The 26680-nt window shown below is 44.2% G+C and carries 22 protein-coding genes; 9 read left to right on the forward strand and 13 right to left on the reverse strand.

Translation table 11 applies throughout. The annotated features are described in order from the left end of the window. The first annotated feature begins 73 nt into the window (after window positions 1-73). Window positions 74-1480, forward strand: coding sequence for a hypothetical protein (locus tag ABMY45_RS05275; protein WP_349288532.1), 1407 nt, complete (start codon window positions 74-76; stop codon window positions 1478-1480). A gap of 96 nt (window positions 1481-1576) precedes the next feature. Here the strand turns inward: ABMY45_RS05275 and ABMY45_RS05280 are convergent, their stop codons facing one another. Genes ABMY45_RS05280 through ABMY45_RS05310 form a run of 7 tightly spaced genes read right to left on the reverse strand, consistent with a single transcriptional unit; the run spans window position 1577 to window position 11036 of the window. Beyond that, complete coding sequence (locus ABMY45_RS05280; protein ID WP_349288533.1) at window positions 1577-2176, reverse strand: hypothetical protein; 600 nt, start codon at window positions 2174-2176, stop codon at window positions 1577-1579. 33 nt (window positions 2177-2209) lie between these two features. Next, the gene (locus ABMY45_RS05285) at window positions 2210-3175 is read right to left on the reverse strand and encodes a hypothetical protein (RefSeq protein ID WP_349288534.1); all 966 of its coding nucleotides are present in this window, start codon (window positions 3173-3175) and stop codon (window positions 2210-2212) included. 10 nt (window positions 3176-3185) lie between these two features. After that, a complete protein-coding gene (locus ABMY45_RS05290) occupies window positions 3186-4154 on the reverse strand; it encodes a hypothetical protein (RefSeq protein ID WP_349288535.1) in 969 nt (322 codons plus the stop codon). 10 nt (window positions 4155-4164) lie between these two features. Further along, on the reverse strand, window positions 4165-5139 hold the full coding sequence (locus tag ABMY45_RS05295; RefSeq protein ID WP_349288536.1) for a hypothetical protein: 975 nt from the start codon (window positions 5137-5139) through the stop codon (window positions 4165-4167). 10 nt (window positions 5140-5149) lie between these two features. Beyond that, window positions 5150-6097: a hypothetical protein gene (locus ABMY45_RS05300; RefSeq protein ID WP_349288537.1), complete on the reverse strand. Its 948-nt coding sequence runs from the start codon at window positions 6095-6097 to the stop codon at window positions 5150-5152. Between the two features lie 11 nt (window positions 6098-6108). Further along, the gene (locus ABMY45_RS05305; RefSeq protein WP_349288538.1) at window positions 6109-10014 is read right to left on the reverse strand and encodes a hypothetical protein; all 3906 of its coding nucleotides are present in this window, start codon (window positions 10012-10014) and stop codon (window positions 6109-6111) included. Continuing rightward, the gene (locus ABMY45_RS05310; protein WP_349288539.1) at window positions 10011-11036 is read right to left on the reverse strand and encodes a DUF4150 domain-containing protein; all 1026 of its coding nucleotides are present in this window, start codon (window positions 11034-11036) and stop codon (window positions 10011-10013) included. The genes ABMY45_RS05305 and ABMY45_RS05310 overlap by 4 nt, the downstream gene beginning before the upstream one ends. Window positions 11037-11553: 517 nt before the next feature. Between ABMY45_RS05310 and ABMY45_RS05315 the strand changes: the two genes are divergently transcribed. The 5 genes from ABMY45_RS05315 (at window position 11554) to ABMY45_RS05335 (ending at window position 19909) form a co-directional block, all read left to right on the forward strand. After that, the gene (locus tag ABMY45_RS05315) at window positions 11554-13932 is read left to right on the forward strand and encodes a heavy metal translocating P-type ATPase (RefSeq protein WP_349288540.1); all 2379 of its coding nucleotides are present in this window, start codon (window positions 11554-11556) and stop codon (window positions 13930-13932) included. 5 nt (window positions 13933-13937) lie between these two features. Further along, window positions 13938-14348, forward strand: coding sequence for a Cu(I)-responsive transcriptional regulator (gene cueR / locus ABMY45_RS05320; protein ID WP_174169465.1), 411 nt, complete (start codon window positions 13938-13940; stop codon window positions 14346-14348). Window positions 14349-14516: 168 nt separating this feature from the next. Further along, complete coding sequence (locus tag ABMY45_RS05325) at window positions 14517-16391, forward strand: FAD-dependent oxidoreductase (protein WP_266069771.1); 1875 nt, start codon at window positions 14517-14519, stop codon at window positions 16389-16391. Next, window positions 16378-18141, forward strand: coding sequence for a thiamine pyrophosphate-binding protein (locus tag ABMY45_RS05330; RefSeq protein ID WP_349288541.1), 1764 nt, complete (start codon window positions 16378-16380; stop codon window positions 18139-18141). Before ABMY45_RS05325 ends, ABMY45_RS05330 begins: the two co-directional genes overlap by 14 nt. Beyond that, complete coding sequence (locus ABMY45_RS05335) at window positions 18134-19909, forward strand: FAD-binding protein (RefSeq protein WP_349288542.1); 1776 nt, start codon at window positions 18134-18136, stop codon at window positions 19907-19909. Before ABMY45_RS05330 ends, ABMY45_RS05335 begins: the two co-directional genes overlap by 8 nt. Before the next feature lie 278 nt (window positions 19910-20187). Here ABMY45_RS05335 and ABMY45_RS05340 read toward each other — a convergent pair whose 3' ends face one another. From ABMY45_RS05340 to ABMY45_RS05360, 5 genes are all read right to left on the reverse strand, one after another. Next, complete coding sequence (locus ABMY45_RS05340) at window positions 20188-20745, reverse strand: hypothetical protein (RefSeq protein ID WP_266069777.1); 558 nt, start codon at window positions 20743-20745, stop codon at window positions 20188-20190. Window positions 20746-20798: 53 nt separating this feature from the next. After that, entirely contained in the window at window positions 20799-21242 is a 444-nt protein-coding gene (locus tag ABMY45_RS05345; RefSeq protein WP_102058465.1) for a DUF2000 domain-containing protein, read from the reverse strand. 99 nt (window positions 21243-21341) lie between these two features. Beyond that, the gene (locus tag ABMY45_RS05350; RefSeq protein ID WP_349288568.1) at window positions 21342-22355 is read right to left on the reverse strand and encodes a DUF5924 family protein; all 1014 of its coding nucleotides are present in this window, start codon (window positions 22353-22355) and stop codon (window positions 21342-21344) included. Window positions 22356-22426: 71 nt separating this feature from the next. Then, window positions 22427-23008, reverse strand: coding sequence for an FMN-binding negative transcriptional regulator (locus tag ABMY45_RS05355; protein WP_174169461.1), 582 nt, complete (start codon window positions 23006-23008; stop codon window positions 22427-22429). After that, complete coding sequence (locus tag ABMY45_RS05360; protein ID WP_010603638.1) at window positions 23005-23580, reverse strand: GNAT family protein; 576 nt, start codon at window positions 23578-23580, stop codon at window positions 23005-23007. Before ABMY45_RS05360 ends, ABMY45_RS05355 begins: the two co-directional genes overlap by 4 nt. A gap of 96 nt (window positions 23581-23676) precedes the next feature. On the opposite strand from ABMY45_RS05360, the gene ABMY45_RS05365 reads away from it, so the two are divergent. From ABMY45_RS05365 to ABMY45_RS05375, 3 genes are read left to right on the forward strand one after another with little or no spacing between them, the layout of a single operon-like run. Further along, entirely contained in the window at window positions 23677-25134 is a 1458-nt protein-coding gene (locus ABMY45_RS05365) for a PLP-dependent aminotransferase family protein (RefSeq protein ID WP_174169460.1), read from the forward strand. Continuing rightward, on the forward strand, window positions 25127-25444 hold the full coding sequence (locus tag ABMY45_RS05370) for a hypothetical protein (protein ID WP_206473105.1): 318 nt from the start codon (window positions 25127-25129) through the stop codon (window positions 25442-25444). Before ABMY45_RS05365 ends, ABMY45_RS05370 begins: the two co-directional genes overlap by 8 nt. Before the next feature lie 17 nt (window positions 25445-25461). Continuing rightward, window positions 25462-25866: a lysozyme inhibitor LprI family protein gene (locus ABMY45_RS05375; RefSeq protein ID WP_227387745.1), complete on the forward strand. Its 405-nt coding sequence runs from the start codon at window positions 25462-25464 to the stop codon at window positions 25864-25866. A gap of 66 nt (window positions 25867-25932) precedes the next feature. On the opposite strand, the gene ABMY45_RS05380 is transcribed toward ABMY45_RS05375, so the two are convergent. Further along, window positions 25933-26592 carry a DUF4386 family protein gene (locus ABMY45_RS05380; protein WP_349288543.1) on the reverse strand — a complete coding sequence of 220 codons (660 nt, stop codon included), beginning with the start codon at window positions 26590-26592 and terminating at the stop codon, window positions 25933-25935. Between the last annotated feature and the right edge of the window lie 88 nt (window positions 26593-26680).

A 26680-nucleotide genomic window follows, 5' to 3' on the forward strand; every position in this document is an offset into this window, starting at 1 on the left:
ATGCTGTGTAATTGATAACTTCCGTTTTGATGAACTAGATTTAACAGGAGTTTTACATCTTAAGGAAAGCATCATGCTACCGTCATCAATTACACGCACTAAACTTCAACTACTTGGAATATCATTATTGCTTGCTACAAGTACATTGGCTGCGCCAAGTGCGCTTGCTTACTCGAATGATACTTCTTGTAAACCGAATAACGATTGGTTTGGCAGCCCTGTGCCAAATCCTCCTGAAGGTGCAAATAGTCCGTTTGCATTTAAAGATGGTAAAGATCTTTCGACAAACTGCGATTTTCATCAGTGGTCGTGGAATAAGTTTCTCTATTTAACGCAGCCTGACAAGCGTGCTCCTGGTGGCTTGTTGATGTTTGGTTCTGGGTTTTGGCAGGTTGATAATGCGCTAAAACCTTATTTTGCCCCTTGGAATGATTTATTAAATCCAACCGGACTTCGCCCCGCAAATGTGTTGATCCTTGAAGATATAAATCAAGCTGGATCAGATGGCGTTATTTACAGCAAGTTTGGTGGGACGCCCGTACATTATTCGATCCACGTTAACGATACTTATATGAAGTCAGCAACCTCCCACCCTAAAGCAGATAGCAAAGCTGAATTTGCTGTGGGGTCGGTTGAGTTAAAGGTTGCTTGGATGGATGTCAAAGCGCTGCAGCAAGTCTATCCAAAGCTTGATTTAGCTGAGCATTTTTATATTCGTAAAGCGGTTTACCAAAAAGACAATAAATATAGCGGTACGGGAGAAGTGGCGCTCGTTGGCATGCATGTTGTCGGTGTGGTTGAAAATCACCCAGAGTTTATTTGGGCGACGTTCGAGCATAAATTGAGTGCACCAGATTACTACAGCTCTGAGGGAAAGTTTAAGAAAAGCACGGCTTACTTACAGCAAGATAAAGTAGTGAGTAATAGCCATGATCTGCTATTTTATCGGGGCGGAACTGAGGTGCAAAATGCACATTTAACGTATCCAGCTTCTGAAACTACGACCAACACGTTTCGGTTATATCAATACGGCGTGCCAAACGGCAATCCATATATAGCGGGTGATAACCCTGAGCTGGTGGGGAGTCAGACACAACAAGCTCAAGATGAAACTAACTTCAATAATATTACTGAACTAAATAGCTTAGTGAATGTAAAACTGGAACAAAAGAATCCCGTTTGGAGTAACTACTTTTACGCCGGATCAATCTGGCTGAGCACGCAAGATTACGATTTTGCAAATGGCATTAGTGGCAATATCGTGGGTAAGGAAGCCAACGAGGCGTTACGCGGCTCATTGGCGGTTGCCAATATCACTATGGAAACTTATACCCAAACTTTCAGCGATGTCACTGGCACCGAGCCACAAATTAAACCAGCTAACTGCTTTAGCTGCCATGGTATTAGTGCAGGTAAATCAACGATGCAAGTAAGCCATATTTACAACAACTATTTAAAGTTAATGCAAAAGAGTCAGTAAATCAGGTTTCCTGAATGCGCTCAGGCTCATAATAGTAAGCCACCGATTTTTGCGGTGGCTTACTTTTCGCAGTTGTTTTAATTAGGTCAATTAGTGTTACTGCACTTTTTTGTTTTTAGACCCATATAACATAAAGAATAGTCGGCCCATTAAAAAGATATTTATCAAAGCGATAGAAAGGGCGATTCTATCGTCCTCATCGCCTCTGAAGTTTGACAACAATTCAACGAGGATTAGCAGACAAAACAAAGTACTAATCAAGTTTATGCCCCAACCAGCGAACTTAGCGGTTTTGACAAGTTGCGTGTAATGGCTAAGTCTACCCATTATTGAGTGATATCCGAAAGTTATGCCTATCGCCATCATCATTAACCCCATTGCCGCCGGATCTCCTCTTCGATTTACGTTATACGCTTCAATGCACAATAACCCTACCGCAGTGATGATAGACAAAATGACAACAGTTCTAATTAAAAATTCAGCAACAGGATTTGGTTCTTTTTTGCTTGAAACTTGAGATTTTGTTATCGTAACTTGCTGTCCGTTACGTGTCACTTTCTGTGCATGTTGCTGTTGATAGACTTGGCCATATTTGGGTTGTTGATTATTAACACTCACATCACTGATTGCACGAGTAGGCGTTCCTTCATCTAGAATATGCTCAACGCATTTCTTAAATAACTTTTTTATTGTCACAAAAACTCCTTGTTATAGAGATTAATTCGAGTATTACCAAAACTCTTTATCTATTGGGCGGTTATTTTTTAGGTCATAAAAGGGGGCTTGTTTTACTAAATCTTCGCCTAATATTTGAATATGGTCTTGGTGGTCAAGATAGGGGCTTTCTATCGTTTCTTGCCAACCTTTATAAAACGAACTTGGTATGGGCTGAGTGGTATCCATAAAACGGTGGATTTCACTCCACAGCTGCACGCTGCCGTCCATATCCTTTGGCTCCCAATCGGTTGAATAAAGTGTCTGGCGCTTAAGTGTTTTTGGGTATCGCAGTGGGGCTAAAAACGCCAAGTTATGCCTCACACCTTTCCCCGAGGAGACCTTTACAATATACAGTTCAACTTCACCAAGTGTTAACGAGAAGCTCCCTTCATTATTGCCAATGGGAAATGTGACGAGGCCGGTATTTCGGAAGAAGTCGACCCGTAGCACTTCAGAAGTATAGTGTTTAATTCTGTGAACTCTATAAAAAACGAAGCTTGCAAACGCCACTAACCCAATCATAAGGTAAAGGATATGAGGCTCAGACTCTTTCAGATATACGGGGAGACAAACAAGCGCAAATATTGAGGCCATATAAGCAAAAACGATATTCGCAAGTTTCCCTGCTCGCGCAAAGTCAGCTCCGCCTAATGCGATACGTAGGTTCGATGAGAGCACGTTATTATCTTGCAAGACAAAGTCTGCTTTACTATTTACAGCCACTTTTTGCATGCCTTTACTAATGTTAAAGTCTCGTGGTATCGAGTCCTCTATTTTTAGTAGCGGTGTTTTTTCTATTGGCCGATCATGCACTACCTTATCTACAGGCGCCGAGGGAGTTAACGTTTGCGTCTCCTTTTTACCCTCAGTTTCCATCACCATTTTTACTATTTTTTGCAGACCTAAAGCGAGCAAGGCCACCACTTTTTTCCAACTGCGGTTATGGGTAGGGCTGACTTCCTTGTGGTGTGCTTTCATTGTTTTATTGCTACCAAAACACTTTATCTAGTAGACGGTTATTTTTTAGGTCATAAAAAGGCGCTTGTTTTACTAAATCTTCGCCTAATATTTGAATATGGTCTTGGTGGTCAAGATAGGGGCTTTCTATCGTTTCTTGCCAACCTTTATAAAACGAACTTGGTATGGGCTGAGTGGTATCCATAAAACGGTGGATTTCACTCCACAGCTGCACGCTGCTATCCATGTCCTTTGGCTCCCAATCGGTGGAATAAAGCGTTTGGCGCTTAAGTGTTTTTGGGTATCGCAGTGGGGCTAAAAACGCCAAGTTATGCCTCACACCTTTCCCCGAGGAGACCTTTACAATATACAGTTCAACTTCATCAAGTGTTAACGAGAAGCTCCCTTCGTTATTGCCAATGGGAAAAGTGACAAGGCCAGTATTTCGGAAGAAGTCGACCCGTAGCACTTCAGAAGTATAGTGTTTAACACGGTAAACATAGACAAACAGGGGCAAAGCAAATGCTAGTAGTCCCGTGGTGAGCCATAAATACAAACTATCACCACTACCGAAATAAAAAATAATTGAAAGTAGCGCGATGATGGATGCCATATAGGCAAATACAATGTTTGCTAATTTACCAGTTCGTGAAAAATCGGCACCACCAAGCGCTACTCGCCTATTCGAAGAAAAGAGGTTATTTTGTTGGACTGGTTGAGTACGAGTAGATACCGCAGGACTCACTTTCAGCATCCCTTTACTAATGTTAAAGTCTCGTGGTGTCGAGTCCTCTATTTTTAGCAGCGGTGTTTCTTCTATTGGCCGATCATGCACTACCTTATCTACGGGTGCCGAAGGAGTTAACATTTGCGTCTCCTTTTTGCCCTCGGTTTCCATAACCTTACTTACAATTTTTTGAAGACCTAAAGCGAGCAAGGCCACCACTTTTTTCCAACTGCGGTTATGGGTAGGGCTGACTTCCTTGTGGTGTGCTTTCATCGTTTTATTACTACCAAATCACTTTGTCTAACGGACGGTCGTTTTCTAAATCGTAAAAAGGGGCTTGTTTTACTAAATCTTCGCCTAATATGATTATTTTATCTTGCTCCGTAAAGTCACTGCTTTCGATTACCTCTTGCCAGCCTTTGTAAAAGGATGCAGGTATAGGTTGTGTGTTATCCATAAAACGATGGATTTCACTCCACAGCTCCATGCTATCTTCTAAGTCTCTTGGCTCCCAGTCGACAGGGTACACAGGTTGATGGCGAAGGCGTTTGGGGTAGCGCTTTGGTACCAAATAGGCCATGTTAAACTGCACCCCTCTACCTGCAGAAACTTTACCGATATACAAATCAACCTCATCTAACGCTAACGAAAAGGTACTAACATTGTTACCAACGGGAAAGGTAACAAGGCCACTATGGCGAAAGAAATCAACACGGAGTACTTCAGCTGAAGTGCGTCTTATATGAGAAGTACGAATGAATATAAGTGTAGCCAGTACGCTGAGCGTACCACCTAACCAGAGAAATCTTGGATCAGGATTATGAAAATAACTCCAATAGCAGATCGCCACAACTAATATTGCCATATAAGCAAAAGCTGCATTCGAAAGCTTATCGATACGATCAAGGTCAACACTCATCAATTTAATATCTCTGCTGGAGGCCATTAGGTTATTTTGCGAAAGCATGAATCGACTGTTTAGCTGAGCTGGTACTCGCTCAAATCCCCCCTTTACTTTTTTACGTCTTGGTACAGAGTCTGCTATTGGTAGTAGAGGAGTCTCTTCCACCGGTCGACCAAAATCAATGGGTGATAAATTGTCCTCTGTATGTTCTTTTATCTCTTGTGGTGTTTTGGGAGCTACTTCAGTTTCCATGACCTTACTTACAATTTTTTGAAAACCTAAAACGAGCAAGGCCACCACTTTTTTCCAGATGCGGTTATGGGGAGGGCTGACTTCCTTGTGGTGTGCTTTCATTGTTTTATTGCTACCAAATCACTTTGTCTAACGGACGGTCGTTTTCTAAATCGTAAAAAGGGGCTTGTTTTACTAAATCTTCGCCTAATATGATTATTTTATCTTGCTCCGTAAAGTCACTGCTTTCGATTACCTCTTGCCAGCCTTTGTAAAAGGATGCAGGTATAGGTTGTGTGTTATCCATAAAACGATGGATTTCACTCCACAGCTCCATGCTATCTTCTAAGTCTCTTGGCTCCCAGTCGACAGGGTATATAGGTTGATGGCGAAGGCGTTTGGGGTAGCGCTTTGGTACCAAATAGGCCATGTTAAACTGCACCCCTCTACCTGCAGAAACTTTACCGATGTACAAATCAACATCATCTAACGCTAACGAAAAGGTACTAACATTGTTACCAATGGGAAAGGTAACAAGGCCACTATGGCGAAAGAAATCAACACGGAGTACTTCAGCTGAAGTGCGTTTTACAAAGCCAACATGGATAAAAATAGGTATGGCGACCGTAAGCAAAACGGCTATCTTCCAAACAAAAAATTGATCGTGTGTAGCCAAATAAAAACACGCCGCAATCATTGCCCCTGCTAAAGCAATATACGCAAAAGCTGCATTTGAAAGCTTATCGATACGATCAAGGTCAACACTCATCAATTTTATATCTCTGCTGGAGGCCATTAGGTTATTTTGCGAAAGCAAGAATCGACTGTTTAGCTGAACTGGTACTCGCTTAAACCCCCCTTTTACTTTTTTACGTCTTGGTACTGAGTCTGCTATTGGTAGTAGTGGAGTTTCTTCCACCGGCCGACCAAAATCAAAGGGTGGTAAATTGTCTTCTGTATGCTCTTTTAGCTCTTTAGGTGCTTTGGGAGCTACCTCGGTTTCCATTACCTTACTTACTATTTTTCTGAGTAAAGTAGCAGATAGGGCTGTAAACGTTTTTAGATTTAATTTTTCTCTCATTATTTGGCCTTTTAGTTTAATAGCCTCTGTAGCAACCCTGCTGCACTTAAACCATAGTCATCGATCTCTACCTCTACGGCTTGTTCACTCCAAAGCCGTGCTTCTGAAATATTGCCATCTTGATCGCGCTCTGGAGCTGGTAGCCTAAACTCTTGACTCGAGTTTGGGCTAATGGTTTGCCCCTTACCAAGGGGGTATTTTGTACAGCGCATGCGCAGCTCTAACTTTGTGCAGTTTAGCTTGTCAAAATAAGGGTATAGCGCGGTTTCGTCGAATTGCAGCTGAAACCCGGTAAATTGAGGGCTAACGGTAATTTTGACATGTTCCCAGAAGTGGTCGATTGCGGTGGAGGCTTGGCCCTTTGCCGCTGTACTTAGCAATGATTGCCATGGTTTATTAGAGGCAACGGGCTTAATATCAAACTCTAGGTCTAAATAACCCTGTTGAGATGCAGGAATATGCCCTGGAACCTGCATATTAAAGTTTACGATATGAAATTTACCACGTTTTGATATTTTATCAGCAACACGTGAAAAGGTGTTGAGCTGCATCACCTGAGATTCAGCCATAATAGATGGGGCAAATAGCGCGTCGTAAAGTGCATGCAGAGCATATTCTGGGTGAGTTTGCCAAGAATAAGTTAAGTTGTCCCCCAGCATGTTCTTTTCGCCACCCTCAAAGGCGTTTTTACCCCAAGGGCAGACGGTTAACCAGTTTTTGAGCGGATCTTTATGGATTAAATAGAGAATACCGTAGCCTATAAGCACCGCTATCAGACCATAGATGCTCACTCTGCCAAATTGTAACATAACTGCGGCACGAGAATATTTGGCCAACACCATAGGCAGGCTGTCAATGGCCATCCCCGCAAAACCTGCTGTCACAAGTAAGTTTCCTGTGGTTGCCCACACATCTCCTCGCTTATAGGCATAGTAAGCATCAAAAGCAGATATGGTCGCACTATATGCTGAGGCGAATAAGTTTAACCTACTTGTCCATTTCATTAACGACGCTTTACTCGAAAAGGTTGGCCCATATTTTTGTTGTGCGCTATGACTTCCAAAAACACGCCTATGGTGTTCAAAGGCGGCATATTGTCGTGGACTTGGCAAACCTGATCGCATTTGTGTCACTGCGGACTGCACTGTTAAGTGAATTGCAGCAAGATCAGACACTACTCCTAGTGTATCAAAAGAGGCCCTAATACTTGGTTCTATATTTATTATTACCTGCCTCACATTTGCAATTTCAAAGATATATAAAGCACCTAATACACCCACCATTCCTCTTTTTAACGACTGGCTGGATGCGGCCTCGGTAACGACTTTATTTTGCCATTTCTCTAGATTTGCTGTTCGCTCTGCGAGATTTTTGATAGTGGTGTGTTGGTTTTCTAACTCAGTTGAATAGTGTTTTGCATTTTGTACCGTGTCGTCATAAATTTGTTTTGCCCTTGCTGCTGAGGCTTCAGCAGACAAATCGGCACCGGTTGCTTTAACCAAATAGGCAATGACTTTCTCTTTACTTTCAATAAAGGTGGTTGTTTGCGCTCTGTCTAACGATTGGGTTAGGAGTTCAAGGCGTTTATTCAAGTTCAAAACATCTTCCAGAGACACTTTATGGCTTGCGCCTCCGTATTTTATATTGACGTTTCGCTTTCTGTTCGCTCGTATCAGCTGATTTAATTCTTTCACTTGCTTCTCGGCAGAAAGCTGGCGAGATTTGGGGTCAAGCGGCATGTAACCTATAGGAAAGTTACCATTTATATAATCGGAGACCCTCATTTCGACTTCAACAAGGTGCCCAGGTGTTGAGATATCTACTAATCGCATCAGTGGCTGTAATACATCCGCTTTTGCATCAATCAATTTTGCAAAAGGGTATTTGTGCCATGCATTATTGACCTTTACGAAGGTAGATACTTGTTTTTGAGCTCGTGTAACCGACGCTTTTGCTGCTGCAAACTTGGTCTCAAGTCGTCGTAATCTTGCTCTTTCAACTTGTATCTTTGCGTCTAATTCTGCAGCTTTGAGCTGATGCTCTTCAGGAGTCAAACGCGATAGTTCAGACTTTCGTTGTTCATACTCAGCTTCTTTTTTTGTCAGCTCATCAAGCGCTTCATCTCTTGCAAGTTCGGCCTCTTTCAGTGCTTTTTGAGTTTGTTCATACTGCCGTTGAGTCGCGTTTGTGGCTGCTTGAGTCGCGGATTTTTGTTGGCCTAACGTCCCTTCGTGACTCGAAAGTTTATGGGCGATATCGGGGATCTCAAATACGCTAACGGCTAAACCAAAAATCACCTGAGAAAGCCGCCTGCCTAATTGTTCTCCTTCATTCCAATCTATTAATTCCTCTTGTTTATGGATCTTTTCGATTTTTGCGCTCGCAAGCTTAAGCTCAAAGCGGTTAAAGTCACGCTTTTCGTATTCACTTAGCTTATTTCCCGTAGGTTTTGGAAATAAAAACTGCGCAATTTCTTTTCCTGGTTTGCTTGGGTGTTGATCTAGACATTGCAGAATAAAGTCTTGTCCTCGGTGGCCGCTACTTAGCGTGTGCCAAAACTCTTTGTCTCTATTAATTTGGGCTATTTGTGCTGCCGGATGGGGCTTCAAAACCAAAAATAAATCGGTGAGTAAGTCATAGGCTTCAAAAAACCTTAAGTCAGTTTGATGCGCATAATCCTTAAAGCACTCGGTAAATCCAGCGGCTAAGGATTCTTGATCGAGAAAGTTAATGAGTTCATCAGTGAGCTCCGCTATATTTTCTGCAAGTTCTCGAAATGTTTTTTCCTGCAAAAACTCAAAAAAGGCCTCTTCATCTAAGCATTCTGTTCGCCATTCTTTAAGTTTGTTGGCAAAGTCGATGGCGTCTTCATCCGATTCGACTAGTTTTTCACCAGATGACTGTATTTCTATGTCTTTATCTAAAACGGCATCTGTTTGCAGATAGAAAGTTTGCAGCATGTAAACTGCAAGCTCGTATTTATTACGTTGCTGATAGTCGATTTCACCTGTGTCGCTGTTTACACCAGAGAGGTGGTTCATAAGCGCTTCAATTTCAACCACCAAATTTTGAATTTTCACCACATACATTCGAGCCACATGGATCCCGTCAAAAATCGGCACTTGGGCGATTTTATCGCGCTCTGGAAGGTGCAGCTTTTGATGAAGTGTCGGGGTGTTAACTACTTTGCCTTGGTCGTTATAGCCTGTGGCAAATTGCCCTAAGTTATCCAGCTTCGTCATGCGCTGTGCTCTGAGCGCTGCTGCATCTCCTAGGGCAGGGCTATGTCTTTCTTCGTCAGCGAGTGGTGTGCCGGTATTTAAGCGCGGATCCTGTTCATTAAACCCGCCAAACAACAAGATCTGCTCCCATGACCACTGAACTTCAGACCATGCGATTTCTACGCTTACTTCGTTGCCATTTAGTTTATGCGGGACGAGAATGCTGCTGGTTGGCTTACAGGTTGCTGCACGCGTGCCTTGCGGTCGTGAGTTAGGTTTATTGGCCGACTTTTTCCAACTTAAAAAACCTTTTTGCCAATACAAATTCACATCTGAAAATAGCGCCGGAGCGTCAAAGTCTTCGGGTTCGATAACTTGTAGTTCACGCCATAAATAGCCATCGACATAAATATAGATAAATCCGCTGGTTACTGGAGAGGCTGATTGTAGTTGCTGCTCTGGCGTGTCGTATAAAAATGGATAAATGTGCACCAGCTCAATGTCAGCATCGCTGCTTTGTTGGTCTACCGTGTTTGAAGTGTAAAGGGGGACCTTATAATAGCCTTCTTTCGTGCCATCAACCGAGGTGTCTTTGAGCATCAAAGAAACCACTTCTTTGTCGCTTGCATAGCCCTCAAAAACAAGTTCTCTAAAATTACCGTTAGCATTGGTTTTGGTTGGTAAAGAGTGGCTCATCCTATCTTCACCTCTTCATCGCTAGGTTTGCTACTACCCGACACTTTTATATTGATCTTATTCGTACCGGCTTGGCTTAGTGGCTCTGCGCCAAGCACAACATCAAGGCCTGCAGGAGTCGCACCACCGGGCTGGTTCAAAGGTGCGGGGGGCGTATTTTTATTATTAGATACCATTAAATCTCCCTGCCGAACCGCTGGTTTTCCCTCGATGTAAACATCAAAGCTGCCTTGCAGAAACTCTGCTTTTTTACCCAATGTTCGACTAGCGATACCTTTTTTATTACCGGGTTGGTCTCCCGTACTTTTTGAAAAGTTAGACTTGATATTGGCCGCACCGTTACCTTGAATTTTTACTGAGCTGGCAACGCTTGCGGCGTCTGATGAGCGAGCAATGTTACCGTAGGGAATAGGCACAACCACTTTGCCTATCTTAGTCAAACAAACGTCTACTGTGCTTAACACACCGCCGCTGCCACTATGCACAGCGGTTCTACCGTTAATGAGAACATTGGTATTTGAAACGATAGCTGCTTGTCTGGCTTCGGCTTCAAAATCTCTGGCAACATCACTCTCAGTTCCTACTTGCCAACCCAGTTTAAGGGTTACCAAGTCTAAGAATGCTTGTGGGTCGCTAATTGGCAGATTAACATCCATTCCCGTTATTGGCTCAATATGCGGTAGAACAGCCGTTTGGTTTTGTTCATCCCATTGTGGTGGGTCGATGATGTAGTCAGGAATAAACGCATTGACCATTTGGCCTAAGGTAAAATCGCTGTATTTGGCTCTTTCGATTTCTTCTAAAAAGGCTTGCTCTCCCGCAGCACGGTCGGGAAATATTGCAATACGATAGGCCTGTCCCAGCGCTTGATTTCGCTTTGCACTAATATTTAATGGCAGTAGGGCTGGATTGTTGTGCCGCCAAGAAGCTGAACCTGAGGTTCGTAATTTGGCAGTTTGCGCGTCGACATTGTATTGCACGCTCTGGGCTTCGTTGCCTGCACCGGCGCCGATAAAGCTCATTGTGTTGTCCTTAAATTATTCCTTTAGTCGCAGTTGTATTGGGTTTATCTAATACAAACGGCGTAATTGTTCCGCATTGTCTGCGCTTTGTCAAAGTGTGAATTATTGTGAGCGTTTATTAACGTGAGCTGTATAAAACAAGTGTGAGTGGCGATAAAGGAGGATGTGAGCTCACAAATGTAAAGTGGTTTGGGTCGACTTGGATTGATAGCTTCTGGGAGTTAGGCACAGCTTTCGTTGATATAGCCTGCGTCGCCAATAATAGCGATAACGTCGTCTTCTCCTTTGGTGTGTAAATTCGCCGTGTTATCCCTAAAACTTACTGGCTAGGTGAGAAAGAAGTCATTATTTCTCTTAAAGGCAATGAGTTCATCTATTTCTTATCTAAACCTCAGGTTATTTATCTATGGAAACTCTTTTTTCTTCTGTTAGATAAATGAACAATTTTGTTTGACCTTACCATAAGGGTAAGGATTAGTGTCCAACAATGAGAATTAACGCGTTTGCGGAGATAGAAATGGACAAGGTGATAAAATTTAATGTATCGGGCATGACATGCGCCTCGTGCGTTGGCCGAGTTGAGAAAGCCTTAGAGAAAGTGTCTGGCGTTGTCAGTGCCAGTGTTAACTTAGCCTTGGAAGCGGTGTCTGTTGAGGGCAGTGCGGAAGTGTCGGCGTTGGTCAGTGCGGTAAAAGATGCAGGCTACAAGGTCAATACCAATGAAGTGCAATATCAAGTTAAAGGCATGACTTGCGCGTCTTGTGTGAGCCGAGTGGAAAAGGCGGCGCAAACATTACCGCAGGTAATTAAAGCCGAGGTCAATTTAGCGACTGAAAAGCTAACCTTAACTTTAGTGGCAGAGTTACCGTTCGCTGAAATCGAAGCCAAGCTTAACGACGCCGGTTACACTGTGGTACAGCCACAAGCAGACCCTGATGAGTCAAGCGAACAAGTGGCAGCAATTCCCTTTTATCGCGCTGATTGGTTCCCGGCAGTGGCGTCACTGACGCTCACCTTACCTATGGTGTTACCCATGTTTGCCATGTTGTTTAACCAAAACTGGATGCTCCCGGCGTGGATGCAATGGGCATTGGCCACGCCTGTTCAGTTTTATTTTGGTGCGCGTTTTTATCGTGCCGGATGGGGAGCAATAAAAGCGGGAACGGGGAATATGGATTTGCTGGTGGCCATCGGCACCAGTGCGGCGTATGGCCTGTCGCTGTATTTGTGGTGGACATTCAGCGGTGAGCATGGCGCTCCACATTTATACTTCGAAAGCAGCAGTGCCGTGTTGAGTTTGGTGCTGTTGGGTAAGTATCTTGAACACAGAGCCAAGCGACGTACAACCAGCGCCCTTAAAGCGCTTGAAAGCTTAAGGCCAACATCGGCTATGGTCTGGCGTGATAACAGTTGGCAAGAAGTCCCTGCTGGGGCAGTAAAAAGTGGCGAACGACTATTGATCAAACCTGGTGAGCGTATACCGGTTGACGGCGTTGTAGTTGAAGGTCACTCACAGGTAGATGAAGCGCTTATCAGCGGTGAAAGCGTGCCTGTTTATAAAGCACAAACAGATAAAGTTACTGGTGGTTCGGTGAATCTTGATGGCGTGCTTGAAGTGGATGCAACCAGTGTTGGTGCGGAATCAACTTTGGCAAAAATTATTCGTTTGGTAGAACAAGCACAAGGTGCGAAAGCACCAGTGCAAGCGTTGGTGGATAAAGTGAGTGCGGTATTTGTACCTGCGGTATTGGTGATTGCGCTCATTACATTTTTTGCATGGGGGCTCAGTACAGGAGATTGGCCAACGGGTATTCTGAATGCGGTGGCTGTTCTTGTTATTGCTTGCCCGTGTGCGCTTGGTTTAGCAACACCTGCCGCGATTATGGCAGGTACAGGCACTGCGGCGCGCTATGGGATCTTAGTAAAAGATGCTGGTGCATTGGAGCAAGCAACTGCCATCGATATGGTGATTTTTGATAAAACGGGCACGCTTACGATGGGCAAACCTGAGCTTAGCAATATGCACACTTTTACGTATCATCAAGACGATGTGTTACAGCTGGCGGCATCGTTACAGCAATACAGCGAACACCCGCTTGCCAAGGCGGTGGTCAATAAGGCACTGGAAAAGCAATTGTCATTACTTCCTGTAAGCGACTTTAAAGTGGTAGCGGGTAGAGGCGTTAAAGCACAATACCAAGATAAAACAGTCTATTTGGGGAGCGGCTTTTGGATGCAAGAGTTAGGCTTAACTTTGCCTGCGCTACCAGAAGAAATACCCGGCGCTTCTTTATCTTGGTTAGTGACCCAAAATAGTGAACTGAGCTGCGAGTTTTTGGCGCTATTCTACTTTACTGACGAGCTTAAAGCTCATGCCTATACCGCGGTCAAACAGCTTAAGCAGCAAGGGATCAAAGTTGCAATGTTGACCGGAGACAGCCAAAGTAGTGCACAGTACAATGCTAAATTGCTAGAACTGGACGATTACAAAGCGCAAGTACTGCCAGAGCACAAAGCTGAGTATATTGCTAATGCCCAACAGCAAGGTTACTGTGTGGCAATGGTCGGTGATGGGATCAATGACGCCCCAGCGCTGGCACAGGCTGATCTGGGTATCGCAATGGCAACCGGTACGGAAGTGGCGGTAAGCGCATCGGCAATGACGCTGATGCGTGGCGAGCCAAGCTTAGTGGCATCTGCTTTAGCGATGGCAAAATTAACCTATCGCAAAATCAAGCAAAATCTATTTTGGGCATTTATCTTTAATGTCATTGGCATTCCATTGGCAGCACTGGGTTACCTTAGCCCTATTTTTGCAGGTGCGGCGATGGCGACCAGTAGTTTACTAGTCATTAGCAATGCGTTGTTATTGCAACGTTGGCAACCAAAGGAGTAAACGTCATGGAAAAACTGATCACAATCGGCGAAGCCGCGCAGCGTACAGGACTCTCGGCAAAAATGATCCGCCATTACGAAGCGAGCGGGCTACTAAAGTGCAGCAAAAGAAGTGAAGCAGGCTACCGGCTGTACGATTCACAACAATTACAATTGCTAGGTGTGATAAAGCAAGCACGAAAACTGGGGTTTCCTATTGCGCAGATCCAATCTTTGCTCGATTTGTTACAAAACCCAGATCGTACTAGCCGTGAAGTCAAATCGATAGCGCAGCATCATTTGAATGAGATTGAGCATAAAATCAATGAACTTCAGCAAATGCGTGAGACTTTGAAACAACTGTCGGACAACTGTAATGGTGACGAAAATGCAAACTGTCCAATTTTAGATGGGCTTTGCCAAAATAGCCTAAAGTAGCCGAAGGTTAGAATAAGCAAACGTTAAATAGCCAGTCTTCATCATTGAAGACTGGCTATTTTTGTAGTTGCTGTAATGTCTCTGTAATCTGTTGTAACTCGGTGTAATAGATAAAATCACCACCCTTAAATATGCTTTTAAAGTAATAGCTTAAAGGAGCATATTAAAATGAATAAAGAACTAGATATTGCCATTGTGGGTGGCGGTGTATCAGGTGTCTATAGTGCATGGCGTCTGCAACAAGAGCTTGGTGATACACATCGCATAGGCTTATTTGAGTATAGCGATCGTATCGGTGGTCGTTTGTACAGTCGCACGCTTCCGGGGTTACCCAACGTCGTGGCTGAGCTTGGTGGCATGCGCTTTATTCCTGATGATCATGTGATGGTGAGTACGCTGGTGGATGAGCTAAAACTCCAAACCAAAGACTTCCCTATGGGCTCAAAGCTGCCGTTATACCCTTCAAATGCAGAAAGCTCTCCTGAAGCAGGCAGTGAAAACAACCTCTTTTACCTGCGCGGACAATATTTTAGATATCGTGATTTCGCCGAGTGTCCAGACAAAATCCCATACAAGCTTGAAGAAACAGAGCGAGGCTATGGGCCGGAAGATCTTCAAGTTAAAGTCATGAACCTCATCTGTCCGGGCTTTGCCGATATGTCTCTTGCAGAGCAGATGAAAGTCAAAGTGTTTGGCAAGGAAATCTGGCGCTTTGGCTTTTGGAACTTGCTTGAGCATGTGTTGAGTAACGAAGCATACCTTTTTATGAAAGAAGCGGGGGGCTACGATGCTAATGTGGCGAATGCCAGTGCGGTTACTCAGTTGCCTGCCACTGAATATAGCGATGATACGGTATTTAAGACCCTCAAAGATGGTTTTCAGGCGTTACCGCTGAAGTTATGTGAAGAGTTTGCAGCGGCACCGGGCTGCCTTGACCGCTGTAAGCGCGTTAATATGTTGCATCGACTTGCAAAAATTGAGCTGCATCATTGTGGCGAGTATCGTTATGAACTCACCTTTCAACCAACACAAGTGAACAGCAGTGGGAAAGTGGTTGATAAAGATGCTCCAGCGTACAGCGTTAAAGTGAAGCGGCTTATTTTGGCTATGCCAAGGCGCTCGCTTGAGCTGATTGAATCGCCGTTCTTTGACGACCCTTGGTTAAAAGAAAACATTCCGTCTGTGCTTATCCAAAAAGCGATTAAGATGTTTATGGCTTACGAGCAACCTTGGTGGCGCAGTTTGGGCCTTGTTGCTGGTCGCTCTGTCACTGACTTACCAATCCGTCAAACTTATTACATGGGCACGGAATGCGATCAAAAAGAATGCCTTGAATACGAGAGCAACGAAAAAGGCGAACGGGTATGTAAAGTAGAGCATACCTATGGTGAGCCTAATACCAACTCGCTGCTAATGGCTTCTTACAATGATATTGGCACTATCCCTTACTGGAAAGGTTTAGAAAAGGGCGAGCATTACCAAGGCTATATGCCAGCCTATGGTGCACAAGGCTATACCGAAAATGAGATAGTACCTAAAAACCAGTATCAAATTACCACTGGGATGGTTGAAGCGGCACATCGCCAAATTCAAGCGTTACATAATCAAAAAGCGCTCCCAATGCCATATTCTGCTATCTACCAAGAGTGGGGGGATGACCCTTATGGCGGTGGCTGGCATGAGTGGAAAGCCAATTATCGTCTCGATGAGATCATGTGCAGAATGCGCCACCCTGTTGCAAGTGAAGAAATCTATATTGTTGGCGAAGCGTACTCCTATGAACAAGGCTGGGTTGAAGGGGCGTTAAATACGGCTGAATCAACATTGGCTGAGTTCTTTGCTTTACCAACGCCTAATTGGTTATCCAAAGACAAAGCACAGTATGAACAGTGGCTTGAGTCACACCACAACTACTTACCAGTAGATTGCCGTAAAGGTGGCTGCTCGTGTCAGCATTCAGCGCAGCAGCCAAATGCCAGTTCGGACACCCTGGACGAAGTCACTGAATTCGCCTATCGAGGTATTAATCATGAGTACCGCTAATTTTACGGTTGCTGACCATTTACTGTGGCGGTTAAAGCAGTTGGGCCTTGATAAGGTGTTTCAAGTGCCTGGTGACTATGTGCAAGAATTTATGACCGCACTGGACAACTTTCCAGGTATTGGCGCTGTAGGCGATGTAACCGAACTAGGGGCAGGCTACGCGGCGGATGGATATGCAAGATACCGAGGTATTGGCGCGGTGTCTGTGCAATACGGCGTTGGCACGTTCAGCGTATTAAACGCCATCGCCGGCGCTTATGTCGAGCGTAATCCTGTTGTCGTTATATCGGCAAGTCCGTCGGCTGAAAACCGTGTAGATATTGAAGAAACAGGCGTGTTATTTCATCACTCTACCGGCGACTATAGCGCAGATAAAAAGGTGTTTGAAAATGTCACTGTCGCCAGTGAAATTCTTTCGGATCCCGCTTCTGCTCCTGACATTATTGACAATGCGTTACGCCTTGCCATGAGTGAAAAGCGGCCTATTTATCTAGAAGCATGGCAAAACGTGTGGGGCGCAGCTTGTGATAAACCAGATGGCCATTTAGTGATCCCAAGACCTGCATCTAATCCTACGATGATGGCAAATTTACTCGATAAAGTAATCAACCGACTCAAAGAAGCTGAGAAGCCGTTGGTATTATTAGGCATAGAGATCACGCGACTTGGCATACAAAGGGAAGTCGAAAACTTGCTCTGTAATCTCAATATTCCGTATACCACGACCACGCTAGCCAAATCAGTATTAAGTGAGGCGCAAGGGCTCGGGAAGGAGCTGTTTGTTGGCACCTATGCGGGTGAAGCGTCATGGCCTGAAACGTTTGACTTTGTTAGCAAACGAGATTGCATTTTAGCGTTGGGGGCAATATTCACTGATGATTACCTGACCATGTTAAAAACGCAAGACAACGAATTGATCCGCGTGAATATGGGCGAAGCAAGAATTGGTAACTGCGAGCGTTTTGGTGGTATCGATTTAGCACAGTTTATTGATGATTTAACGGTGTATGTTGAGCATTACCCGATGCAGCATCATGCGCTTTGCTCGTTGCCGGAAAACCCCTACTTGAAAAGTCCTGTACGAGATTGCGATACCATCAGCTACGAAAACTTCTTTTGCACATACCAAAAGCAGTTAGCCCAATGCCAAAAGGTGCGTGACTTCAACCTTATTTTAGGTGAAAGCTCTTCGCTTTATATGGCGGCTCGTTTAACTGGTATTGAAGAAAGTCGCTTTATTAGTGACGCGGCTTGGGGGTCGTTAGGTCATGAAACCGGTTGTTCACTCGGCACAGCCTTGGCTGACAACCGACGTAGTGTTGTGGTTGCCGGCGACGGTGGGTTTATGATGATGTGCCAAACACTGTCTACCATTAGCCATAACAAACTCAATACTGCAGTGTTTGTAATGAGTAACCAAGTGTATGCAATTGAGCAGTCGTTCGTTGATATCTGTGCGTTTACTCCTACGGGCGCATTTGCACCATTTGATGATCTGCATCGTTGGGACTATAAATCATTAGCGAATGCGTATTCTGTTGAATATTTGAATGTAGAGACCGTCGCAGATCTAAATGGGGTTTTTGCTGCGCTTCATGAAAACTCATGTAAGCCGTACCTCATTAAAGTCAATATTGATAAAAAAGATCTCGCACCGGCGATACAAGATCTCGCCGAAGCCATTACGGGTAACAAAGTGGACGACTGTCCACGTGGAAATTGCACAGCGCAAGGAAACAACAATGCCTAAACAATCCAATAAACCAATCCCTGAATATCAGTTAGAAGAAGCACAAAAGCGTATCGACCGCTATTGGCGCGCGACACAAGGATTTATACTCGCGTTAGAAAGTAAGCATGGCTTTTCTGCAAAGCAGTTGCTTACTTTATTGCCAACGGGGGATACTTCGATGGAGCGCTTTAGAGAATATCAAGCTAAAGCACTTATCTTTAACACACGATTTCAGTTTTCGCCCTCGGTGATTGTGATGTGTAATAACACCGATGATGTAATGCGCGCCTATCAAGAGGCGATAGCGTTTAACTTACCCATTCGGGTGCGCTCTGGTGGCCATGATCACGAAGGGGAGTGTAGTGGCACAGATGTGGTGCTACTGGATTTAAGCGGTTTAAAAGACTTCTCCATTGAGAAAGAAGGCGATGACTATATTGCTCATATTGGCTCTGGATATCGCTTTTATCAATTAGTTCCAAAGCTTGCGGAATCTGGTTACAAGGATATTCCGCCGTTAACCATTCCGCACGGCACCTGTGCCACGGTTGGGTTAGCTGGGTATATTCAAGGCGGTGGTTGGGGCCCGTGGACGCGAGCAAAAGGGATGTGCTGTGAGTCACTCGTTGGTGCGACTGTTATTTTGCAAGATGGTTCGAGAGTTGAGGTATCTGAGACTGAAAATGAAGATCTCTTATGGGCACTACGCGGAGGCGGGGCGTTAAGTTATGGAATAGTGACGGAGTTTAGAGTCAAAGCTTTTGAGCTACCTGATGAAATCCACCGCTTTGAAATTAACTGGAATAATGAGGCGGTTGGCTCTACAGACTTAGCAACTTGGCAGCTGCTCAGCCAGTGGGAAGATGCGATTAACGATACGGGAAAGGATACCGAGAACTTAGTTGGTACTAACCTAAAAATCAACGCGATCCCAGATGTTAGCGAGTGTGAAAAGTCATCTGGCTACGAAAAAACGTTAAAGCACCCAAGCACCATGTATGGTTATTGGCAAGGCTCAGAAAAGGCGCTACTTCAGTTTGCTAAGCAGTATTTTCCCACTGCTAAAGTGCAGGTGACGGGCACGGATACAAAGCAGAATTATAGCGAAGCATTGATGTCTGACTGGTCGCGAAACTCTTTGGCTAATCTCAAAAAACTGGGGTTAAAAGGGACGCTTGCCGCAAGCGTTGATGGCGAACCATTTACACCAGACTTCGACGCCCCAGCGCCACACAAGATCACCTCGAAGCTAGTGCGTGAGTCTGGTCTTACCGAACAAGGCAAGTTGGCGCTATTGCGTTCACTTACATCGCCTTTACTGTTTGCACAAAATGCCCCACTTGGACTATTTAGTTATGTCACTCTAGGTGCCATTGCGGGTAAGTTTTATGCCAATGATACTTGTGATGATGCTAAGGAGCGTGTTGCCTTTCCTTATACTACTGCGCAGTACACCATTCAATACCAAACTTGGTGGAATACCGAGTTAAAATACGACGGCAGTTATGACAGCAAACGCCTTGGTCAAGCAAATCCAGTATACCGTTATGTAAACCGTGCACTTGATTGGATTGAAGTTAGCCGCGACACCACCATAGAAGGGGCATACGGCGCGTTTATCAGCTTTAAAGACGCATCCATCCCGACGCAAACCTACTTCCAAGAGAATTACGAAAAACTCATTGAAATCAAAGAGGAGTATTCGGGTTTCACAGTTAAATTAGACTGTGGTAAAGAGGTTTACGTCAACTTTAATCGCCTAAGAACCCGTAAGACTATTATTTAACAGTGTTAAATGTGAAGAGCAAAAAGCCAGTATCGGCTTTTTGCTTGGTTTCACCTTGAGGTAGGAGATGTTTTACACAGCGACTTTGTTGTTTTTATATTGAATTTTTGGCTGGTGAGATGAGGGGGATTTTTCATCAAAAATTCGTTAGAAAACATAAACTGCTCGGCGAGTGAATCGCCTCCTACAAGCATGACTTCACTACAGGGTAGGAGCTGTTTTACACAGCGATTTTGTCGCTTTTATCATGTGCTTTACGCTGCGGCCTTGAAAGCATTTTAAATATCTAACACCACCACTTCCATTTGGTCTTGCGTATCATAAGGCTGGATCTGCATTTTTATTTGGCTCTCAGAAAGCAACTCCAGCTGACCTTCTGCGGCTTTGTATTTGCTGTGAACGACCTTTACTGCATGAATACCAAATCCGATTTCTCGCTCTAAGCGTAAAACTAAACCATATGAAGTGGTGGCTCCGCGGTCGGTTCGGTAAAGCACATAGTTATCGTCATTGACATTCAGTCGATTAAGTTCGGCAAAGGAGTTGTCAACGCCGCTTTGTTTGATCTCGGAATAATCACCAGCGGCAAAGATAAATACGATGAAACTCGGCACTGCTGCTGCCAAAGCGACTAATAAGCCAGACATTTTGAGCAGCTTGGTGCGTCGACATAACGACCACAACAACACTGAAGCGGGTAAGATGATGGCCAGTATCATAACGAAAAGGTAATTATGCTGAGGCGCTGCAAATCTTAACTCCCAAGGCAAATTACTCATATTAAGGATGACTAGTAATACAACAATGACCAACGCAGTACTTGAAAATCGTTTCATAAATTAAACCTAAACTACAACCAAAGTAAGTGATACCAAAAATAAACCTCAGGTTATTTAAACAAGCTGAATTTCCCTGTAAATTCTTTAAGCTCCGCGCTATCGCCAAACATGCAAATGCCAAAGTACTCTAAGTCTTGCTCTGGTGTTTCAGCGGTGGCGCTTACTTGCTGTTCGGATGTGCCAACAATCATGGTATTTGTAAAGTCGGTAAAGGGGATGTTACGAGCCACAAGCTCTGCTCGCACTTTTCTGATTTTATTACTGTTATCTGCTTTAAGCACAATAAAAGGGTAGTGCGAAATCGAAGGGTGAATGCCGCCATCTTTGTCTTGATACGGTAAAAAGCAGAGCTCATCAGTATTACCAATTTGGTCAATGAGCCCAGCGGTCATATGGCCAAGCGCATTAAAAAGTCGACCAAGTTCAACTTTTTTATTGAGCACAGCAACAAATCGCTTCGAGTTTTCGTCCGGTAAAACGGAAAAATCAGTCATAGACTTCCTTGAATAAGAAAAGAGACGCTTAACCATATCATAATAACACTATCACCGCGCCTAGATTTCGATAATTGATTGTAATTCCTTAAAAATTTCCTAAGGAGATACAGTAAATTTTGTTAGGCCAATCAGTTGTCCTGAACTGGTGACAACGTGCACCTCCCACTTACCTGTTGAGTCGGCGGGAAAGTTGCTCTTATGGCTCCAAGCTCGATAGCCTTCCTCGCGTCCACCGCTAATATTTAAGGGGATTCGGTCAACCACTTGCTTGTTGTGTACCCACACGTGAAAGATCTTTTCGTTTAGTCCCCGTGGTGCTTTTACCGCGCTCCAACTATACAAGCCTTGTTCGTGAAGCGAATGGGTATCGAGTTGTTGGATACTGTTCATTGGCTTTCGTTGCTGCCTATCAACTTCATAAGCCAGCGTAATGTTGGTGAGTCGTAAGGCCGCCGGGGGAACCCAGCTACGTAACTGCCACAAACCAGCGCTAAGCGCACTTAGCAGCAGAGCCAATAAGGGAAAACGCCACCACCTTGCATGTGGCATGACATTACCAAGACTCGGTAGGGTAAGAATAATGGCGGTGACTAGCGCTATTTGTATACTTTGGTCGGTTGTCAGGTGAAGCAAAATAGGTAGCGTAACTGAAATCACAACAAACAAGGCAAAATTGTGGAATACCATAAACAGCACATTGTGCCGGGCTAGCTTTTTGTAATATATCGGGTCTACAACGGAGATAAACGCGCAGAGTGCAATTAAGCAGGTAAACGCGGCCTGTGGATGATTCCATGTCGTGGCAGCCAAGAAAAAAGGCAGTGCGAAGAATAGGCTTTCCTGTTGCACCATTTGTAGGGCAAAGCGCATAAAGTTGGGTGACAACACAATACCAAAACGTTGCTCCACTTGGTCGCGAAGCCAGTTATCAATAATAAGCCACAGCCAACTGGTGAGTAAAAGCAGAGCGATGATCTGTGAAAACGACTCTTTACGTTCAACTAAAATAAAGCTCGCTATACCACTGCAAAAAGCCAACAGCGCCATTAGGCCGGGCCACTTCTGCATCATCAAAATAAATTTTGTTATTAGGTTTTTGAAATAACGCATTGAAATAGAAATTGCTTGCTGGTCTGTAAGATTCAAGCACTTCAACCATGAATGCAGTATGAGTTTAGTAATTAACACACATAACTAGCTAACATTGGTTTGGATGGCGTTAAATGTGTTTTGATTTTAGCGCGAATGTCACTCGACTGGTTTTGGCTTAACTTAAAAGCGCCATGCATCGTATTGATTTTAATCTTGAAAAAGTTAATGGCGTTAAACAGCGATTGGCGTTGATTAGCAGGCACGCTATCAAGTTGCCAATTACTATTTGAAAACTGCTCAAAATGCATTATCTGCGCTTGCATTGACGCGTATTTTTCATCATCAGTAGCAATAAGTGCGAGCTCACCTTCAACTACCACATTTGCGTACAACCACGTGGGGAGCTTAATGTCAGGGATAACCGTGGGTGAGAGGTAATGATCTTCACAGTGGAAAACTGCTTGAATAACACCACCTGTGTGAAAAATCGGGTTGTCTTTTGTAGCGTGTCCGAGCAAATAAGCATGGTCATCACTTAATGTTAGCGGTACAAAAACCGTCTTTATCTTGCCTTCTTGGATCACCGTCAGCGTGGCCAGCGGGTGTTTTGTGATCACAGAGCTGAGTATGTTTGGATTGCTTTCAATGTAGTAGTTTCTTGGGTAGCTCATAACTTTTCCTCCAACCTCGCTTTCACTTCAGGCCACATCTCATCAGTGATGGCAAATCGTGCTGTATTACGGTAACTTCCGTCAGGCAAGCGTCTATCTTTTAACGACAAGCCTTCAAAATGGGCACCGAGTCGAGCGATGGCATTACGAGACTTATGATTACATTCATGCGTTTGAAATTGCACACGCACCAGTCCAATCGCTTCAAAGGCATATTTGAGCAACAGGTATTTGGCGTGGGTATTAACATGCGTACGTTGAAATTCAGTACCAATAAAAGTATGGCCGATTTCGGCACTTAAGTTGAGTTTATCAAGTCTAAACAAGCGGCTATTACCAGCCAGTTTACCTGAGTCTTTATCTATGATTGCAACAACAAGTTGTTCGCTTTCGTCAAATTGCGCAGAGCCGTAAAACCATTGCTCTATGGTTTTTTGATCGCGACAATAATTATTAAATACCCATTTCCAGATCTCAGTTTTTTTGCCTCGAGCCAATAACTCAGGTAAATGCGCGGCTTCAAGCGGAGTGAGCTTAACGCGATTGGATTCTAGCGTTTGTTTTGAAAGCATCAATTTTCCATTCATTCTGTGTTTTTAATGCTTGCATATTGCGCTGATTTTGGTTGATATAAAACAACCAGATTTAATAATTTAATTAGACCAGACTTGATTTCTATTAGCCCAAAAACACAGTCTCAAGATGCTAAACATAAACGCTTAGCAGATGTTTTGCGCAGTGCCATTACTGAAGGTAAGCTCACACCCGGTGACAAACTTCCTTCTGCCCGAAAGCTGGCTGAGTTACATGGTATGAATCGGCACACGGTGATGAATGCGCTACAAAACTTGGTAGCTGAAGGCTGGCTGGTGGTTAAAGAGCGCAGCGGCTATCGAGTCAATACTGAACTACCTATTTTCAGTAGCCAACAGATAGACACAAGAGTGCCTGCTACACCACAAATCGTACCGCAATTTGCTAAAACACTGACCCCAGTAAGCAGCACTAAGCGTACGGCCTACCGCTATAGTTTTGCAGGGGGCTTACCAGATCTTCATGCTTTTCCTTATGATGAGTTTAAGCGGTTTTTAGTAAAGGCGTGCCGCAAAACCAATGTCAGTCATTTTCACTATTCAGACATTGCGGGGTGCGAGTTACTGAAATCCCAAATTCAGGCGTATTTGCGCAGAGCGAGGGGACTGGTATGTGATGATTTACTGATTTGTAATGGCTCCCAAGAAGCGCTCTCATTGGTGGCAAATGCATTTATTAATCCAGGTGATGGTGTTGCCATCGAAATGCTTGGTTATCCGCCTGCGCGACACGCCTTTACTAATGCAGGGGCTGAAGTTTTTGCATTAGCACAAGATGCAGAAGGCATTAAAGTGGAAGCCTTGGCGCGCTGCCTTGAACAAAACAAGGTGAAGCTGTTGTATTTAACTCCTCTACATCAATACCCCACGACAGTGACTTTATCTGTACCGAGGCGCATGGCGATTTATCAGCTGTGCCAGCAGTATGGCGTGTTTATTATTGAAGACGATTACGACCATGAGTTTCATTATCTCTGCCCACCGTTACAGCCGATGGCGGCAAGCGATCCAAGTGGTATTGTGATTTATATTTCTACTTTCTCAAAAATCATGTTTGCCGGTGCTCGTGTGGGTTATATGAGTGCGCGGGCAGATGTGCTTGCGCAATTGGTGGCACGTAAGCAGCTACTTAATCACAAAAATGATGCCCTTACCCAGTTGGCTGTGGCTGACTGGATGGAAGAGGGAGGGTTTGAGCGCCATTTACGCCGCATGACCAAAGCCTATCAAGGACGCCATCAGGCGATGGCGCAGCATCTAAGCGAGCTTAAAGCCAAGTTAGATATTGACTTTGAAGTGCCACAAGGCGGCATGGCGTATTGGGTAAACAGCAAACGCGACGTCTCGAGATTATCTGAAAAAGCACTTGAAAAAGGGATTTACGTACAATGTGAGCCTGAATTTACTCTCGGTAAGGCTAGTAGTTTAAGTCATATTCGCTTAGGCTTTGCGGCGCAAGAAGTCGAGCAACAGCAAGCGGGGCTGAGTGAGTTATTTGCTTTGGTCGCAGAGCTGGAGAAAAATCATGAATAAGCAACAAGCACTGGCCGAGTTTGTTACATTCGGCCCACACAAAGAACAGGCGTTAAATATATTATTGAGCGATAACAGTGCAGTATCGCTCGCTATCAGCAAGGCGATGTTAAGCGTGGTATTAGCAAAATATCTCAGCGGTGAAATTGACGAAGATGACCTCGAAAATTGGGCTGGGTTTGTTGAACTGCGTGACGAGATTGATTGCACCTTGATAGAAGATTACCTCTATGCGTTGAATAATCCAGAGCTGATGGGTGGAATTAACCTCGATTCCATCGGTAATATGTTGAAACTCATTAAAGGTTAAATACAAAAGGAAATATCATGAGATTAATAGCGGCTGCATTGTTTTTATTACATAGCCAAATCACGTTGGCGGGGGGAGATGTGTGTGAAAACCCTATCTCAACCATAGACATCAACGAGTGTGCAATGAGCGAGCTTAACGCGCGAACTGAAATACTTGAACGTTACTACCAAAAAAGCCTTGAGCATAATGCCTTTGATGAGCAACTGGTAGAAGCGATTAAAGCCTCGCAGTTGGCGTGGCAAAGCTATCTCGATGCCCACTGCGGCGCGGTATATACCCAATGGCGAGAAGGCACTATTCGTGGCGTGATGGCACTCGAGTGTCGTAAGGAATTAGTAAAAACTAGAACCCATACTCTTTGGGCTAACTTTTTGACTTATATGGATAGCACTCCACCAGTATTACCAGAACCAGAGTAAACGCGTGGTTCTGGCAATAATTTTGCAATTGCCCCTTGGAGATATTATCCAGCTGTGGTTATGCGCCTATGCTGGTGTTTCATCTCTCAATAACATCACACCTAATACGATAAACCATAGGATTTGCCCCAATCCGAAGATAGCAGTGGTCACGTCAAAAAATGGGTTTGCTGAGAAAGAAGAAAGACCAGAAAACAATGTAAGGATTCCTGCAATACTGACCAACAACCCCCAATAATGCAACAGTGGACTAAAAACGTTATGTTTAATGCCAACATAGCTAACCGCTAGTACCCATATTGCACCGACCAACTCGATACCACCGCCAAGCGCATCTACCACTATCGAGATGGTGCGATTAACCGTTAGGGCAAGTGCTGGATCGATCTCATAAAATTTTGCAATTGTTGCAATGCTGGTTAAAAAAACCATGGTACTTGCAAGTACAATTGCGGCCCATATATAACCCACTATGCTAGCAAATTTCATCAGCTCAGGAGAGGCTTTACTCAAGCGCTGCTGCATGGCTTGTACCAATACGATAAGCGTGAAGCTGAAAATAATCCCAATGACAATATAGCCGAGGAAAAAGGTGTCGCGATTTTGGATGAAAAAATCTAGGTAAAGCGCTGGGGTATTATGCCCACTGGAGTCCAATACTCCAAAAAATAATACAAAGCCAAACAAATAAGTTGCCGCTTCTGTGAGTGCGCGACTCCTCCCCATTTTTGTAATGACATGGCTACTCCAAAAACTTGATTATTATTGTTGTGCTCAGTTTAGCAACATATGGAGAGTCAGCGCCAAAACAGGG

The sequence above is a fragment of the Pseudoalteromonas sp. XMcav11-Q genome, assembly GCF_040104525.1.
GTDB lineage: Bacteria > Pseudomonadota > Gammaproteobacteria > Enterobacterales > Alteromonadaceae > Pseudoalteromonas.

Excerpts from the sequence above, each read along its gene's own strand:
- ABMY45_RS05340 (WP_266069777.1), bottom strand. The coding sequence starts at position 20,745 with ATGAAACGATTTTCAAGTACTGCGTTGGTCATTGTTGTATTACTAGTC.
- ABMY45_RS05360 (WP_010603638.1), bottom strand. The coding sequence starts at position 23,580 with ATGCTTTCAAAACAAACGCTAGAATCCAATCGCGTTAAGCTCACTCCG.
- ABMY45_RS05285 (WP_349288534.1), bottom strand. The coding sequence starts at position 3,175 with ATGAAAGCACACCACAAGGAAGTCAGCCCTACCCATAACCGCAGTTGG.
- ABMY45_RS05355 (WP_174169461.1), bottom strand. The coding sequence starts at position 23,008 with ATGAGCTACCCAAGAAACTACTACATTGAAAGCAATCCAAACATACTC.
- ABMY45_RS05325 (WP_266069771.1), top strand. The coding sequence starts at position 14,517 with ATGAATAAAGAACTAGATATTGCCATTGTGGGTGGCGGTGTATCAGGT.
- cueR (WP_174169465.1), top strand. The coding sequence starts at position 13,938 with ATGGAAAAACTGATCACAATCGGCGAAGCCGCGCAGCGTACAGGACTC.
- ABMY45_RS05350 (WP_349288568.1), bottom strand. The coding sequence starts at position 22,355 with ATGCGTTATTTCAAAAACCTAATAACAAAATTTATTTTGATGATGCAG.
- ABMY45_RS05380 (WP_349288543.1), bottom strand. The coding sequence starts at position 26,592 with ATGGGGAGGAGTCGCGCACTCACAGAAGCGGCAACTTATTTGTTTGGC.
- ABMY45_RS05370 (WP_206473105.1), top strand. The coding sequence starts at position 25,127 with ATGAATAAGCAACAAGCACTGGCCGAGTTTGTTACATTCGGCCCACAC.
- ABMY45_RS05330 (WP_349288541.1), top strand. The coding sequence starts at position 16,378 with ATGAGTACCGCTAATTTTACGGTTGCTGACCATTTACTGTGGCGGTTA.
- ABMY45_RS05335 (WP_349288542.1), top strand. The coding sequence starts at position 18,134 with ATGCCTAAACAATCCAATAAACCAATCCCTGAATATCAGTTAGAAGAA.
- ABMY45_RS05310 (WP_349288539.1), bottom strand. The coding sequence starts at position 11,036 with ATGAGCTTTATCGGCGCCGGTGCAGGCAACGAAGCCCAGAGCGTGCAA.
- ABMY45_RS05295 (WP_349288536.1), bottom strand. The coding sequence starts at position 5,139 with ATGAAAGCACACCACAAGGAAGTCAGCCCTCCCCATAACCGCATCTGG.
- ABMY45_RS05315 (WP_349288540.1), top strand. The coding sequence starts at position 11,554 with ATGGACAAGGTGATAAAATTTAATGTATCGGGCATGACATGCGCCTCG.
- ABMY45_RS05375 (WP_227387745.1), top strand. The coding sequence starts at position 25,462 with ATGAGATTAATAGCGGCTGCATTGTTTTTATTACATAGCCAAATCACG.
- ABMY45_RS05345 (WP_102058465.1), bottom strand. The coding sequence starts at position 21,242 with ATGACTGATTTTTCCGTTTTACCGGACGAAAACTCGAAGCGATTTGTT.
- ABMY45_RS05290 (WP_349288535.1), bottom strand. The coding sequence starts at position 4,154 with ATGAAAGCACACCACAAGGAAGTCAGCCCTACCCATAACCGCAGTTGG.
- ABMY45_RS05300 (WP_349288537.1), bottom strand. The coding sequence starts at position 6,097 with ATGAGAGAAAAATTAAATCTAAAAACGTTTACAGCCCTATCTGCTACT.
- ABMY45_RS05305 (WP_349288538.1), bottom strand. The coding sequence starts at position 10,014 with ATGAGCCACTCTTTACCAACCAAAACCAATGCTAACGGTAATTTTAGA.
- ABMY45_RS05275 (WP_349288532.1), top strand. The coding sequence starts at position 74 with ATGCTACCGTCATCAATTACACGCACTAAACTTCAACTACTTGGAATA.